This is a genomic window from bacterium (genome assembly GCA_035529855.1).
GTDB lineage: Bacteria > RBG-13-66-14 > B26-G2 > WVWN01 > WVWN01 > WVWN01.
The window spans coordinates 1-14777 of record DATKVX010000029.1 but is presented as its reverse complement, the minus strand read 5'-3'; the positions used below and the strand labels follow the sequence as shown (position 1 = coordinate 14777).

General features: G+C 65.4%; 12 protein-coding genes. 6 read left to right on the top strand and 6 right to left on the bottom strand.

The genetic code is table 11. The annotated features are described in order from the left end of the window. Nucleotides 1–305: 305 nt before the first annotated feature. The gene (locus VMX79_02805; protein ID HUV86022.1) at nucleotides 306–2249 is read right to left on the bottom strand and encodes a S9 family peptidase; all 1944 of its coding nucleotides are present in this window, start codon (nucleotides 2247–2249) and stop codon (nucleotides 306–308) included. 280 nt (nucleotides 2250–2529) lie between these two features. Between VMX79_02805 and VMX79_02800 the strand changes: the two genes are divergently transcribed. From VMX79_02800 to VMX79_02790, 3 genes are all read left to right on the top strand, one after another. After that, a complete protein-coding gene (locus VMX79_02800; GenBank protein ID HUV86021.1) occupies nucleotides 2530–4215 on the top strand; it encodes a hypothetical protein in 1686 nt (561 codons plus the stop codon). 167 nt (nucleotides 4216–4382) lie between these two features. Beyond that, nucleotides 4383–5225, top strand: a complete 843-nt coding sequence (locus VMX79_02795; protein HUV86020.1) for a right-handed parallel beta-helix repeat-containing protein — start codon at nucleotides 4383–4385, stop codon at nucleotides 5223–5225. A gap of 223 nt (nucleotides 5226–5448) precedes the next feature. Further along, on the top strand, nucleotides 5449–5979 hold the full coding sequence (locus tag VMX79_02790; GenBank protein ID HUV86019.1) for a DUF6790 family protein: 531 nt from the start codon (nucleotides 5449–5451) through the stop codon (nucleotides 5977–5979). A gap of 70 nt (nucleotides 5980–6049) precedes the next feature. Here VMX79_02790 and VMX79_02785 read toward each other — a convergent pair whose 3' ends face one another. The 5 genes from VMX79_02785 to VMX79_02765 form a co-directional block, all read right to left on the bottom strand. Continuing rightward, nucleotides 6050–7498 (bottom strand): aldehyde dehydrogenase family protein, encoded by a 1449-nt coding sequence (locus VMX79_02785; GenBank protein ID HUV86018.1) that lies wholly within the window; start codon nucleotides 7496–7498, stop codon nucleotides 6050–6052. An 11-nt stretch (nucleotides 7499–7509) separates the two neighbouring features. Next, nucleotides 7510–7923: a HEPN domain-containing protein gene (locus VMX79_02780; protein HUV86017.1), complete on the bottom strand. Its 414-nt coding sequence runs from the start codon at nucleotides 7921–7923 to the stop codon at nucleotides 7510–7512. Further along, a complete protein-coding gene (locus VMX79_02775; protein HUV86016.1) occupies nucleotides 7920–8318 on the bottom strand; it encodes a nucleotidyltransferase domain-containing protein in 399 nt (132 codons plus the stop codon). The genes VMX79_02780 and VMX79_02775 overlap by 4 nt, the downstream gene beginning before the upstream one ends. 91 nt (nucleotides 8319–8409) lie before the next feature. Then, nucleotides 8410–9768 (bottom strand): NADP-dependent malic enzyme, encoded by a 1359-nt coding sequence (locus tag VMX79_02770; protein ID HUV86015.1) that lies wholly within the window; start codon nucleotides 9766–9768, stop codon nucleotides 8410–8412. 296 nt (nucleotides 9769–10064) lie between these two features. Then, the gene (locus VMX79_02765) at nucleotides 10065–10718 is read right to left on the bottom strand and encodes a hypothetical protein (GenBank protein HUV86014.1); all 654 of its coding nucleotides are present in this window, start codon (nucleotides 10716–10718) and stop codon (nucleotides 10065–10067) included. Between the two features lie 291 nt (nucleotides 10719–11009). On the opposite strand from VMX79_02765, the gene VMX79_02760 reads away from it, so the two are divergent. The 3 genes from VMX79_02760 to VMX79_02750 all read left to right on the top strand — a co-directional run bounded on the left by VMX79_02760 (nucleotide 11010) and on the right by VMX79_02750 (nucleotide 14532). Then, a complete protein-coding gene (locus tag VMX79_02760; protein ID HUV86013.1) occupies nucleotides 11010–12038 on the top strand; it encodes a glycosyltransferase in 1029 nt (342 codons plus the stop codon). Nucleotides 12039–12142: 104 nt separating this feature from the next. After that, nucleotides 12143–13273, top strand: coding sequence for a glycosyltransferase family 1 protein (locus VMX79_02755; protein ID HUV86012.1), 1131 nt, complete (start codon nucleotides 12143–12145; stop codon nucleotides 13271–13273). A gap of 65 nt (nucleotides 13274–13338) precedes the next feature. Continuing rightward, on the top strand, nucleotides 13339–14532 hold the full coding sequence (locus VMX79_02750) for a glycosyltransferase (GenBank protein ID HUV86011.1): 1194 nt from the start codon (nucleotides 13339–13341) through the stop codon (nucleotides 14530–14532). The last annotated feature ends 245 nt before the right edge of the window (nucleotides 14533–14777 follow it).

The following is a 14777-nucleotide window of genomic DNA, read 5'->3' as shown; positions in this document are numbered from 1 at the left end:
ACCGACAAGAATGTCGGTCCCACGGACGGGAACATCCGACGCCGCCGAGAGTTTTCGTAGGGCCGCACCTTTAGGTGTGGCCGCCATAAGAGCCGGGCCGACCTGAAGGTCGGCCCCTACTTTAATATTAATTTGCGGAGGGCGACCCCACAGCTCGCGAGGAGGCGCCCGAAGCCCGCGGCGGCCGCCGCGCAGCGGCGGCCAAAGCGGTAACGGCGGGTTTAAAACCCTTCATCATCAGCTTTATATCCATCGGCAGGCCGACAGGAATGTCGGCCCCACGTTTTCATTTAACCCGCAAGCCTTTATTCCCCTTCGGCCTCCCGCTCCGCCGCTTTCAGGGCCCGCTTCGCGTCCGCTACCTCCTTTTCCAGCCTCGCCTTGAACGGCTCCCGCGCGGCGAACGCCTCCTCCAGGAACGCCACCATCTTGGGGTAGGCGTCGAGGCGGTTCTGCAGTTTGGCCAGGCCGTGCCCCTCGTCGTCGTACCGTAGGTACACGACCTTATCCTCGCCCAGGACCATACGCGCCGCGGCGACTATCTGCTCGGCCTCGCCCACCGGCACGCGCGGGTCGTTGGCGCCGTGTATCACCATCAGCGGCGAGCGGATGTCCCGGATGTGGTTTATGGGCGAGAAGGCCTCCAACAGCTCGCGGTCCTCCTCCAGCGAGCCGTACTCGTCCTCGCGCAGCGAGACCCGCCACGGCCCGGTATTCTCCAAAAACGTAACTAAGTTGGCGATGCCGACGATATCTATTCCCGCGGCCCAGTGATAAGGCCGCTGCGTGAGCTGGGACAGGACCATGAAGCCGCCGTAGCTCGAGCCGTAGATGGCTACCTTGAAGCGGTCACACCACGGCTGCTCCGCCAGGTACCACCACCCCTCGTAGACGTCGAGTACCGCGTCGAGCCGCTTCTCAACGTTGTCGGCGTCGGCGTACGTCTTGCCGTAGCCCATCGAGCCGCGGAAGTTGGGGACGAAGACGCCGTAACCGGCGTCGAGGAAATACTGGTGGACAGCGTCGAAGTACGGCCGCTGCTGACCCTGCGGGCCGCCGTGGGCGTGGACGACGACGGGGGTGGAGCGGTCGTCCTTCACGCCGGGGGGGACGTAGAGGAAGGCCGGGACCGTCGTCCCGTCGAAGGAGGCGTAGAAGACGAGCTCGGGCGCGACGAACGAGTCAGCCGGGACGCCGGCCAGCGCGGCCTCCGTGACCCGCGTTACGGTCTCGCCCTCTATGTCCCACACGTAAACGTCCGTCGGCGTCGTCGGCGACGAAAAGGTGAACGATAATTTTTCCTCGTCGGGCGAGAAGCGTATGCCCCAAATTACGCCCGCGCCGGGGAGCTTCGGCGGCGCCACGTCCTTCTTCCTTTTAAGGTCGCGGAGGTGGAGGACCGAGTAGCCGTCCTCGTTCGTCGTCCACAGCAGGTAGCGGCCGCTCCACGACGTCTCGAGTTCGGCCACGTCCCAGGGCGGCGTCTCGAGCCACTCGTACTCGCCGCTCGCGAGCTCGTAGTAGGCGAGCGAGAGGAAGTCGCGGCCTTCGTCGGAGGTGAAATAGAGGCCGTAGCCGTCGGCGGCCCACGTCACCGCGCCTATTTCGAGCTCGCCCTCGTGGGGCGTGAGGTGGCGCGTCTTGCCGGTCTCCAAATCGACGAGGTATAAATCGCAATCCTGGGAGCCGTTGTAGCGGTAGACAATAAGCTCGTAGCCGTCGGGCGAGAAGACGAGCGGCTCGTTGTAGCCGTCATACCGTATAACCAGGCGGCGCTCGCCGGTCTCCACGTCGTATACGTATACGTCGAAGTAGCGCTCGTCGCGCTCGTTGGCGGCGAAGGCCAGGTAGCGGCCGTCGCGGCTCCAGTCGCCGTAGCGGTATATGACTTTCGGGTTGTCGGTCAGCGCCTCGACGCCCGAGCCGTCGTCGTTCATCAGGTAGAGCTGGTCCCGCTCGTCGCCGCCGACGTTCGTCGCCGCCAGGACCTTGCCCGTGACCGGGTGCGCGACGGCGTACGAGACGCCCTCGTCGAAGGACGTTATCTGCTCCGGGAGGCCGGTGGCCGCGTTCGTGCGCCAGGCCTGCGTGACGCCGGTCGTTTTGTTTCGGAAGAGGACCTCGTCGTAGGGCAGCCAGTAGCCCTGGTAGTTGCCGTGGATATTCAAATATTGTTGGATGGAGTAGCCGCAGGCCGCGGCGCAACAGGCGAATACGGCGGGGATTATCGCGATGAATTTCCGTGGCATATCAGCACCTCGGCCTTCTTGTAACATAACCGCGCGGCGTCGGCAAGCTCGGTTTGCGTGTGGCACCGGCATTCCTGCCGGTGGGGCCGACATTCCTGGGTGGGACCGACATTCTTGTCGGTCATTCCATTAGGGCCGACGTTCCTGTCGGCCCTCTTACTTGAAGGTGGCCACACCTAAAGGTGCGGCCCTACGAAAACTCCTCGGGCGGGGCCGACATTCTTGTCCGTCATATTGACGGCTTCCGGCCGGCGTGCTACCATCGGCCGCGTCAGGGCGTATGTCGAAATCATCTCTACTGACAACTTCGGTTTTCTTCGTCGCCGCGGCGGCGCTGGTCCTCATCCTGCTGCCGGCGGACGGTTTTTTCTCCTCCGACGAGGGCGTGAAGTTCATCCAGCTCCGCTCGCTGGCCGAGAGCGGCTTCCGGTCGGCCCGCATCAATTGGCCCGGCGACGCGCTGGGCCTGGAGCGCCGCTACGCCGTCGTCGAGCGCTTCTTCGAGCTGCGCCGCGGCGAGCTTTATTCGCCGCACGCGCTGTTGTTCGCGTTGGCGTCGGCGCCGGGGTGGCTTCTCTTTGGCTTTCGCGGCCTGTATATTTTGCCGCTGCTGGCCGGCGCGGCGTCGGTGGCCCTGACGATAAAGCTCGCCCGGGCGTTCGGCGTGCGTCGGCCCTGGTTCGCGGGCGCCGTCGTCGCCTTCGCGAGCCCCATATTTTTCTACACGCTGTGTTATTGGGAGCACACGGCCGCGGTCGCGCTGTGGCTGGGCGGCTTCGCGCTGCTCCTCAAACGGTCACCGGCGCGGCTGTCGGTCGCCGGCGCGCTGTGGGGTATGGGCGCGGCGCTCCGGCCCGAGTTCTACTGGCTCGCGGCGTGGAGCATAACCGCGCTATTTTTATTTAACAAAGGCGAACGGCTCCGGACGGGCGTTTGGCCCGCGGCGGCCTTCGCCGTCACCGCGGTGGGCCTCGAGCTGCTGATGCTGGCGGCGTGGGGCCAACCGGCGTTCGTACGGCTGGGCGCCAACCTCGGATACGGCGCGCCGCACGGCCCGGCGGCGTTCCTCTACGGCGTAGGCCACTCGCTGGTGCCCGTCTTCCCCTGGTACTTGGGCGCGGCCGCGGCCGGCGTAGTCCTATTCGCACTTATAGGCGTGAAATGGCGGCCCGGCGCGTACGTCGCCGCCGCCGGCGCGGTACCGCTGACGTTGGCGTATTGGCAATTTTTCCGGGGCCACGCGACGCCGCTCGCGGCCGCCTTTCCGGCCGTCTTCGGCCTCGCCTTCCTGGCTCGAGCCGAAGTGCGGCGCTCGTTCCGGGGGGTGTCGCCGCTCGAGAAGTCGTTCTACGTCGCCGCCGCGGCCTTCGCGGCCACGCTGTTCGTCGTCGTCCCCGATACCAGCGGCTACGGCTGGGGGCCGCGGTTCCTGCTGTACGTCGTACCCGCCGCGGCCGTCGCGTTGGCCAGGGCGGCCGCGGGGGACGGCGCGCGCGGCCGGGCCCTGCGGGCGGCCTTCATAATCGCCCTCGCGACGCTGTCCGCCGCCACGCAGCTCTTCGGCCTGTTCCGCTTCGCCGCGACGAAGGCCGCCCACGGCGACCTCGTCGCCGACCTCGCCTCGCGCGCCGCGGCGCCGGCCTTGACCAATAAATGGTACCTCCCGGCGTACGCCGCGCCGTTGTACTTCCGCCAGCCGTTCGTGCTGGTTGAGGAGGAGGGGCGACTAGCGGAAGTAGGCGCCGGGCTGGCCGCGCGGGGCGTACGGCGCGCGTACTTCGTGAGCGAGCTGCCGACGGCGCCGCCCGAGCGCGACGACTATATCCTGGGCCTGACGACTACGCTGGCCCGCGATTTCGACGTGGTGGACGTGGGCCCGGTTGGGGGCTCGAGCCGGCGCCGGTCCGGCGTCTTACGGTGGTATATTTGGCTTTTAGAGGTTCCCTCGTCGCTCCCCAGCCGGTAGTTTTTTAAGATTCCTATATGTGGTATGAAGAAAACGGGCCGATTCGACGTTCGGGGGGATAGAAGGAAGCGTTTTTACCGGGGTGTTTTGGGGATATTATAGTTGCACAGGGGGGCTTTTTGTGCTAGGCTCTCAATTGCTTCGCGAGGAGGGGAAGCGAGCGTATCATGCTTCGTAAGCTTATTAGTATTCCCTTGGCGCTGGCGCTTTCGGCCGGCGCCGTGTTTGCCGCGGTCGACATCCGCGCCGGAAATATCGTGACCGACACGACGTGGAAACGCACCGGGGGGCCGGTCAATATATATGGCGACGTGGCCATCGAGAACGGTGCCACGCTCACGATCGAGGCGGGCGTCGACGTTCGATTTTACGAGGTAAAAGGGACCGGCGGCTACGAGGACGGCGCCGAGCTGGTGGTGCGAAAAGGCACCCTCGTCGCCGAGGGCAAAACCGGCTTACCGGTCAAATTCACCTCGGCCAACGGCGTCAAGAAGATGGGCGACTGGGGCGCCGTCGTCGTCGAGGGCTCGAACCAAATTATACTCGAAAACGCGATAATCGAATTCGCCACCAACGGCCTGCGGCTCGCTAACGTTAATTCGATCGGCTCTTCCCGCTCCTCGTTCGAGGGTACGATCATCCGCTACTGCCTGAACAACGGCGTCCTCGCCTATAACTCCCGCGCCAAGTTATATCATCTGACCGTCGAACATAACGGCTACGCCGGCGTTAAAACCCTTTGGAACTGCTTCGTAACGGCGAATTACTGCGACCTCTGCAACAACGACGGGATGTGGAATTTTTACAACGGCTCGAGCAACAACGTCGACGCCACGAACTGCTGGTGGGGCTCAGCCGACCCGAGCTTCATCAATAGGAGGATTTACGACTACCACGACAACCGCGCGAAGGGCGAGGTGGACTACAGCCCGTACCTAACCGGGCCGTGGCGCGAGGGCGGCAAGGTCCCCAACTACTCGCTGGGTTTCCTCAAAACGTTCTTTAAATAGATATTTAAGTTACCTAAAATGAGCAGAGACCGCGCGGCCGTCGCAACGTCGACGGCGTGCGGTTTCTTTTTTTCGCCGGCGCGCCGCGCGGCGATAGATACGAGTGCTCCGTAACGGCTCGAGCCGCGGGCACTCGAGCTGGTGCCGAGGCGGCTCGGCGTTTTTAATAAATCTAATTAGAAAATGGGAAGAGCCCTCGGTTTTCTAATAAGGAGGTAAGGCCGTGGCGAACTTAGTACTTATCGTAAGCCTCGCAGTAGGAGGGTTGGCGATATTCACGTTGAGAGGCGGGAGAGTGATGTACGCCTTCCTACCCGTCCTGGCCGCCGCCGCGGCGGTGGTCCAAATCGTCGTCGCGAAAACGGCCGTAATAGAAACGCTGCTTTTTTATTTCATAGTATTCCTCATCGGCCTGTCGGGGTTGTACGCGTTTTTGGGCCACGCCTTCAACGCCGACCGCGTCGCCAAGTACATCGGCTGGCCGACGGGCAACCCGTTCCAGTGGGAAGTGGCCGTGTCGAACCTGAGCCACGCGGTCCTGGGCTTCCTCTGCATCTGGATACGGGGCAACTTCTGGGCCGCGACCGTCGTCGCGAGCTCCGTGTGGCTGCTGGGTTGCGGCGTAGGCCACATCCGCGAGATGGTGAAGACCCGCAATTTCACGCCGGGCAACGCCGGGCCGCCGTTCTACTCCGACGTCGTCAAGCCGCTGGTCCTCATCGGCCTGCTTATCGCGTACGTCAGCGGCGCGTAGCGTCGGCGGTTTTCTCGTTGGAATAAATAAGGCCGCCCGGAAGGGCGGCTTTTTTCCCTACGACCAGCTTTTAAATATCCAGGTACACCGTCTTGAGCTGCGTGAAGAACTCCAGCGCCTCCCGGCCCTGCTCCCGCGAGCCGGAGGACGACTCCTTGTAGCCGCCGAAGGGGACGTGGCACGCCGCGCCGACGGTCGGCGAGTTGACGTGGACCACGCCGGCCTCGATTCGTTTTATATACCTCATCGCCCGGCCAAGGTCCTTGGTGACCAACGTCGCCGACAGGCCGTACGCCGTATCGTTCGCGAGCGCTATGGCCTCGTCGAAGTCGTCGTAGGCGATAACGGCCAAGACCGGCCCGAAGACCTCCTCCCGCCAAATAGTCATCTCGGGCGTGACGCCCACGAAGACCGCGGGCTCGACGAAGAAGCCGTGCTGCAGGTCGCCGTAGTCGAGGCGCCGGCCGCCGCAGGCCAGCGTCGCGCCCTCCTCCTTCGCAACCTCGATATGGCCGAGCACGTGCGCGAGCGCGTCGGCGTCTATGAGGGGGCCCATATCCACGTCGTCGCGCAGGCCGTCGCCGACGACGATTTTTCCGGCCGCCGCGGCGACTTTGGCGACGAACTCGCCGACGCGGCCCCGCGGGATTATCGCCCGGCTCGTCGCCGTGCACTTCTGGCCGGTGGAGCCGAAGGCGCCGTCGGCGGCGTACGCCGCCGCGCGCTCGACGTCGCCGTCGCCCGCCAGGAGGAGCGGGTTCTTGCCGCCCAGCTCGAGCTGGACCTTGACGAGGCGTCGGTGGGCCTTCGCCGCCAGCGCCTTCCCCACGTCGCTCGAGCCGGTGAACGATATGGCGCGAACGTCCTCGCTCTCGCAGAAGACGTCGCCCAGCTCGGCGCCCGGGCCGTAGACCATGTTCGCCACCCCCGCCGGCAACCCCGCGTCCGCCAGGCACTCGAATAGATGCACCGCCGTGAGCGGTGTGTTGGTGGCCGGCTTGAGGACGGCCGTGTTGCCGGCGACCAGCGCCGGCGCGAGCTTCCAGGCCGGGATGGCGACGGGGAAGTTCCACGGCGTGACGAGGGCGACCACGCCCAGCGGCTCGCGGAGGGTGTAGAGGAAGGTGTCGCGGCCGTCGGCGGGGAAGGTCCGGCCGCCCAGCCGCCTCCCCTCGCCGGCGAAGAACTCGAATATCTGCGCCGCCCGCAGCGTCTCGCCGCGCGCCTCGCGTAGGGTTTTGCCCTCCTCGCGGGTGAAGTCGCGGCCTATGTCGTCGGCGCGCTCGCGGAGCAAGGCCGCGGCCCGGGCCAGGTACTCGCCCCGCTCGGGCGCCGGCGTATCGCGCCAGGCCGGGAACGCTTTCGTCGCGGCCTCGAGCGCGGCGAAGGCGTCGGCGCGGCTGCCGCGCGAGTGTATACTCACCAGCTCGCGGATGTCGGCGGGGTTGGCGTTCTCGTGGAGTTCGCCGTCCGCGGGGACCCAGCCGCCGTTTATGTAGTTGTGGAAAGTGTCGGGCATATCGTCGGAGGTTATGGTTCTTTATCGCCGGCCGTCTCGAGCCACGCCTCCACGTACGGGAGGACATCGGCTACGAAGGCGCTCGTGGCCGACAACGCGGCTTCAGCGGCGCTTTCCTCCGCGGGTATCGGCTCGTAGTCGAATTGGAGGCGCACGTCCAACAGCCGTTGGAGCCGCCCCGCCATTTCGGCTTCGAACGACTTATCCTCGTAGACGAAAAGGCGGTTGAAGTTGGCGACGACGGCTGAGTGCCGTTTATAATGTAATCCCCGCGTCGCGAGGGCCGCGGTCGCGGCGTAAAACGCGGCGTAATACGCCTCGTGGACCGCGCTCCGGTAGGCGCGCGCGGCTAAGTTTCGTTCCGCCGCGGCGAGGGCTTCCCGCGCCGCCGTCACGTAGTGTTTGACCGTCTCGAGGAGGGTCATATCGGCACGCCCTCCTTTTTGACGTTTTTTATAAAGAAATAGCTCGCCCGGCGGCGGAAGGATTCCTCGGTGTAGGCGAGGGCCTGGATGAGGAACGGGAACCCGTACCGGGCCGCGACGTCGCAGGCGAGGTCGGACAGGGCGCCCCGCGCCTCCACGAGGTCCGTGCCCTCGGCCAGGAAGACGATGACGTCGACGTCGCTGTCGGGGGCATCGTCTCCCCGCGCCCGGGAGCCGTACAGGATGACGCGCTCGACGGCGCCGCCGAACTTCTCGCGCACCTCGGCGGCGAATTCCCGCAGCGCCCGCCGCCACGTCGCCTCGTCCGCCGAGTTCTCCTCATCTCGAGCCACGGCCTGATTATAAAGTCTACGGGGGCGGGCGTCAAGGGTCAAGGGCTTCTCCGACCGTGGTCGCCGTTTACAATCGATAAAAAAGGCAACCCGCGGGGGTTGCCTTCTTCATTGCGAAAAATCCGCTAAATTCTTAGCCGCCCATATGGACGCGTTCGGCGGTCTCGAGCGGGATGAAGCCCTCCTTCATCAGCAATTGGGTCTCCGCCCGGGCTTTGCGGATAACGTCCTCGGCCTGCTTGAGTAGCTCCTCGGGGGAGGCTTTGATGCGGGCGATGCCCTGCTCGATAGCTTTAAGGCCCACGGCGACGGCCTCCCGCGGATAGACCGCCCACTCGTCCATCGTCGGGATAAGGTACTCCTCGTGTATGCCCTTGTCGTAGGCGATGTCGGCCAGCTCCTGCGCTGCGGCGATGGCCATCTCGTCGGTGATGGTCTTGGCCTGGACGTCCAGCGTGCCGCGGAAGATGCCGGGGAAGCCCAGCGAGTTGTTGACCTGGTTGGGGAAGTCGGAGCGGCCGGTGGCGACGATGCGGGCGCCCGCCTCGTGCGCTTTCCACGGCCAGATTTCCGGGACCGGATTGGCGCACACGAAGACGACGGCGTCCTTCGCCATACGCGCGATCCACTCCGGCTTGACGGTGTCGGGCCCCGGCTTGGACAGCGCGATCATAACGTCGGCGCCCTTGGCCGCTTCGCCCGGGCCGCCGGTCACGTTCTTCTCGTTCGTTATCTCGCAGAAATGCCACTTCTCCTTGAACTCGCCGCCTTTGAGGTCGTCGCGGCCGGCGTGCAGCGTGTCCTTGGAGTCGCACATTATGATGTGCTTGGCGTCGATGCCGAACTTGATGAGGACCCGGGCGATGGCGATGCAGGAGGCGCCGGCGCCGACCATGACGACCTTGACGTCCTCTTTCTTCTTGCCGACGATGCGGAGGGCATTAATGACGCCGGCCGTCGTGACGGAGGCCGTGCCCTGCTGGTCGTCGTGCCACACCGGGATGCGGGCCTTCTCCCGCAGCGTCTCGAGTATGCGAAAGCACTTGGGCTGGGCGATGTCCTCGAGGTTTATGCCGCCGAAGCACGGCTGCAGCTTGAGGACGAAGTCGATAATCTCGTCCGGGTCCCTGGTGTCGACGCAGATCGGGAAGGCGTCGACGCCGCCGAGGTATTTGAACAGTAGCGCCTTGCCCTCCATCACCGGCATCGCGGCCTCCGGGCCGATGTCCCCCAGGCCCAGTACCCGCGTCCCGTCCGAGACGACGGCGACGAAGTTGGCCTTGTTGGTGTGAACGAACACCTTCTCCGGGTGCCTGGCGATATCCTTGCAGGGCTCGGCCACGCCCGGCGTGTACCAGATCGCGAAGTCGTCGAACGACGCGACGCGGCACTTGGGCGTAATCTCCACCTTGCCGCGGTAGAACGGGTGCAGCTTCATCGCGTCCTGGCCGGGTTTCTTGGCCTTTTCGATCAACTCTTTTTCGTTCTTCAATTTATCCTCCTTAAAGGGAACTTAACGCGGGCTTAGGTCGACGGCGGCGCCGCGCTAAAAGAACGCTCGTGAAAGTAATCACGATATATTTGCTATGCAAAATGCCGCGGCGGGCCGGGGGTGGCCCGTCTCGCGGAACACGTCATATAATAACACAAAAGCGGCGGCGGTGCAAAGGGAAAGGGCCGAGGCGGGTAAATACCGGGCGGTAGTTCCGGCCGGCGTTGTTAATACGCGGCGCTCGAGCCGGGCAGGCGGAACCGCCTGACGCCGGGGCTTAAAATACGTTACCCAGGCTAAAAATATGACCCGAACGCCGAGAAGTTCAACGCCGGGCCGACGAACACGGCCCAACAAACCGCCGGCGGGTAGCCAATTTCCGCGAATTTTTCGTTATCTTTTGGTTCGCCCGGGCCGTCGACGTATAGCGACGTGCGGACCCCCACGCCCAGGAAATCCCACAACCAATAGCTGACGTCCAGGTGTGAAGCCCACGTATCCGAGAGCACGTACCGCGTTTGGATAGGGTCGCCGGTGCGGCGCGTCGGCTTAACCCTGCGCGTAAAACCGGATTGAAACGACGTCCTCAACCACTCGACGACGCGGAGGTCGCAACCCAAATATATGCCGGGTTGGAACGAGCCGTACCACCGTGATACGTCATGAAACGGCGAGGGGGGGGTATATATTCCGGTGACCTCGAGGCATCCGGCCACCGAAAAAGCGGCTGGCGGGCGGACGAAGAAAAACCAACGCAGGTAAAAATCATGGTGGTATGCGGCGACCCAGGGGAACGGGTCGAAGGGGCTCCTGGGGTCTTTATAGACGTAACCGGGTTCAACCTTTAAATCGTACGCTACGCCCAGTCGCTTTACGCGCAAATCCAAGCCGACGGCCCAGGTCAACTCCGGCGTGTCGTCTCTCGGTATATCGCCTTTTACATCTTGCAAGAAATAGCCGGCGCCTCCCCCGAAAACCAGCTCGGCGTTTTCGCCAGGAGGCGCGGCCTCAACGCTAAGCCCCAGGGCGAGAAGACACCCAAGGGCCCATAACGTTGTTATAACGTTTCGCATAGTACGGGCGTAATCGTGGTTATGTAGCTGCAATCCGTGGTTCCCCACGACCGGTATCCATAATAACATAAAATGTAAAAGGGGCGCGCGTGCAAACGAGGGAGACGGCGTCGCTCCTCGGGTCGCCGGTCGACTTCTTTTTTTATTGAAAATTAACCGCGACCGGCTATAATAGCGCAAAAGGCCGCTGCGGCCTTAAGACGTCGGCGTCGACGTCTTTCATTTTTACGCCGCGCCCGGGCCCTTACTATGCGCCTTCTCGTCATAACCAATATGTACCCCCGCGACGAAGACCCCTCCTTCGGGTCCTTCGTCTACGAGCAGGTGGAGTCGCTGCGGGCCGCGGGCCTGGCCGTCGACGTCTACTTCATCCAGGGGTACCGCGACCGGCTGGCGTACCCCCGCGCCGTCCGCGAGCTGCGCGCGCGCCGGGGCGACTACGACCTCTTCCACGCCCACCACGCGTACTCCGCCGCGGCGGCCCTCGTTGCCGGCGCCCGGCCGCTGGTCATGACCGTCCACGACAACCCGGTGGTCACGAATCCGCTGTATCGGCGGTTCGCCCGGGCCGTGGCCCGCCGCGCGGACCGCTTCGTCGCCGTGACGCCCGCCGCCGCCCGCGCCATGGCTCCCGTGGAATGCGACGCCATCCCGATGGGGACGGACCTCGAGCTCTTCCACCCGCGCGACAAGCGGGAATGCCGCCGCGAGCTGGCCCTGGACGCCGACAAGAAGTACGTCCTCTTCCCGGCCGACCCGAACCGCGCGTCGAAGCGGTACGACCTGGCGCGGGAGGCGGTGGCGCTCGCGCGCCGGCTCGAGCCCGCGCTCGAGCTCTTGACGTTTCACCCGGCGCCGCGCGAGCTGGTGCCCGTGTACTTCGGCGCCGCGGACGTCGTAGTCGTCACCTCCGACGTGGAGCTGGGCCCGCTTACGGTCAAGGAGGCGGTGGCGTCGGCGCGGCCGGTAGTGAGCCGCCGCGTGGGCGACGTCGACTTCCTCGAGCGCAGCGACGCCTGCCTCCCGGTGGGCGACGACGCCCGGGACGTTGCCGAAGGCATAGTCGCGGCGTTGTCGCTGCCGCCGGTGGGCCCTTCGGCCGTGGAGCCTTACGGAATGAAAGCGGTGGCGCGGCGGCTGATTTTGTTGTATAATGAAGTCGTCGGCGGCCGGGCCCCCGAAGCCGGCGCGAAATAGGAAGCCAAGGCAAGGGCCGCGATACCCGCCGGGCCGTTGGAAACGATAGTTTATTACGCCGAAAGTACCAGCCGCGCCGAAACTGCGGCGGCGGCTTTTTATTTATGGCCGAATTCACCGTAGCCCTGGACGCGCGCTACCTCGCCGGCGAGGCCAAGGGAATAGGGCGCTACCTCCACACGCTGCTGGCCGGCATGTCGGCGCTGCCGGCCCCGCCCGCGTTCGTGCTCGTTTCGGACCGGGAGCTCGAGGCGGCGTATCCGGCGCTCTCGCTTAAGGCCGTGGTCGCGACCGGCCGGCCCGTCTACGCGTGGGAGCAGTTCGTCTTGCCCCGGGTGCTGCGCCGGCTCGGCGCCGACCTCTTTCACGCGCCGGGTAACGCGCTTCCGCTCGAGCCGCCGTCGCCGACGGTCCTCACCCTCCACGATACGATGATGTTCGAGCGGCGCTTCCACACCTTCGCCGCCAACCGTTACTATGTCTATCAATCGTGGGTGCTCAAGCGCGCCGCGCGGCGCTGCGCCGCCATAATCACGGTCTCGCGGACGTCGGCCGGAGACATTGCGCGTCGGCTGGGGCCGCGGGCGGCGGCCCGCGTCACCGTCATCGAGGAGGCGGTGGACCCGGTCTTCTTCGAGAAGCGGACGCCGGCGGAGCTGGCGGCCTTCCGCGAGCGCCTCGGCCTGCCGGCCCGCTACATGCTGCACCTGGGCGCCGCCTTCCCGCGCAAGAACACCCGGCTCACGGTCGAGGCGTTCGGGCGCGTCGCGGCCGACGCGGCCGTGCCGGACCTGGTAATCGGCGGCGTAGCCGGCGACGACGAGGCGACGGTGCGCGGCTGGGCGAGCGAGGCCGGCGTCGCCGCGCGCGTCCGCGTGCGGCCCTATCTGCCGCGCGACGACCACGCGCTCTTGGTGGCGGCGGCGGAGATGCTGCTCTACCCGTCGGCGTACGAGGGGTTCGGCCTGCCGGCGCTGGAGGCCATGGCGGTGGGCGTGCCGGTGGTGGCGGCGCGGCGAGGCGCGCTCCCCGAGACCTGCGGCGACGCGGCCTTCTACGTCGAGCCGGAGGTCGACGAACTGGCTGCGGTGATGCGGTTCCTGGCGACGGACGAGGGGGAGAGACGCAAGCTGGCCGCGGCGGGCGGGGAACACGTCAAAAAATTCTCGCCGCGGCGGATGGCGTCGCGGACGCTGGAGGTCTATCGGGCGGTACTGGCGGCCACGAAAAGTTGACACTTCCGCGGTAAGTTATGCTAAATTCCGCCTTTCGTAAAGCCGTCCACCGCTGAGGTTTGGATTTGAAAGTACTACTTATAGCGTCCGAGGTCCCGTACCCGCCCACCGATTCCAACCGGGCGTGCTACTACCACCTTTTGCGCCGCCTCGCCGGCAAGCACGAGTTCACGGTACTGGCGATGTCGTCGGCCGACGCCGCCGGCGCCGCCGCGGAACTCGAGCCGTACGTCAAAGAACTGGTAGTCGTCCCCCACGAGTTAAAGAAGACGGTCTGGCGGCGCGCGCGTTCGCTATTTTCGTCGCTGCCGTTCGGCGTCCGCCTGTTCCGGAGCAAAGAGTACGCCCGGGCGTTGGGAGAGCTGCTGGCGCGCGAGAGCTTCGACGTCATCGTCGCCGGCAACGTGAACATGGCGCAGTATACCGTCGGCCTGGAGGGCACGCCCAGGGTCCTCTTCCCCCAGGATGCCTGGTCGCTCTACTACCGGCGCCAGATGAAGCACGCGGGCAACCCGGCGGCCTTCGTGTACAGCTGGCTGCAGCATTTGAAGCTGCGGCGCTACGAGCGGCGCACGTACGGCCGCTACGACGGCTGTATAATGGTGGCGCAGCGGGACGCCGATATCGTGCGCGCGGTGTGCCCCGGCCTGCCGATATACTTCGCCCATTCGGGCGTCGATATCCCGCCGCTGGAGGACGCGGCCAAGGAGCCGCACTCCGTCGTCTTCTCGGGCGTTATGGACTACCCGCCCAATAAGGACTGCGTCTGCTACTTCGCGAACGAGATCTTCCCGTTGATAAGGGAGAGGGTCCCGGAGGCCGCGTTCCACGTCGTCGGGAAGAACGCCGGCCCGGAGGTCCGCGCGCTGGCCGAGAAGCCCGGCGTGGTCGTGACGGGGACCGTCCCCGACCTTATCGCGTACATCCGGCGGATGGAAATATACGTCTGCCCGATGCGCCTCGGCTCCGGGATGAAGATGAAGATCGTGGAGGCGCTGAGCGCGGGACTTCCGGTGGTGAGCACCTCGGTGGGCGCCGACGGGATGGACCTGTTGGTGGCGGGGCGCGACTTCGTCGTCGCGGACGGGCCGGCGCCCTTCGCCGCGGCGGTGGTCGAGCTGTTGAAGGACGAGGGCTCGCGGCGCCGCTTCGGCCGCTCGGGCCGCACCGCGGTCAAGAAGGCCTACACCTGGGACGCGTACGCCAAGGCGTGGCGTAAAATTCTGGCCGACGTCGCCGCCGGCGAGGGGAAAACGTAACCTTCGCCGAGAATTGGCTAATAAACAGCCGCCCCGCGGGGGCGGCTTTTTTTATAGCGTGGCGTCGGGTGTTACAAGCCGTGGGGCCGACGTTCCTGTCGGCCTTGAAGGTGGCCGCACCTGAAGGTACGGCCCTACGAAAACCCCTTGGGTGGCACCGGCATTCCTGCCGGTGGTTTCAGGTGGTAACACCTGACGGCACTGGGGAAGCTCCCTTAGAGTGGCGTCGGGTGTTACCACCCGAC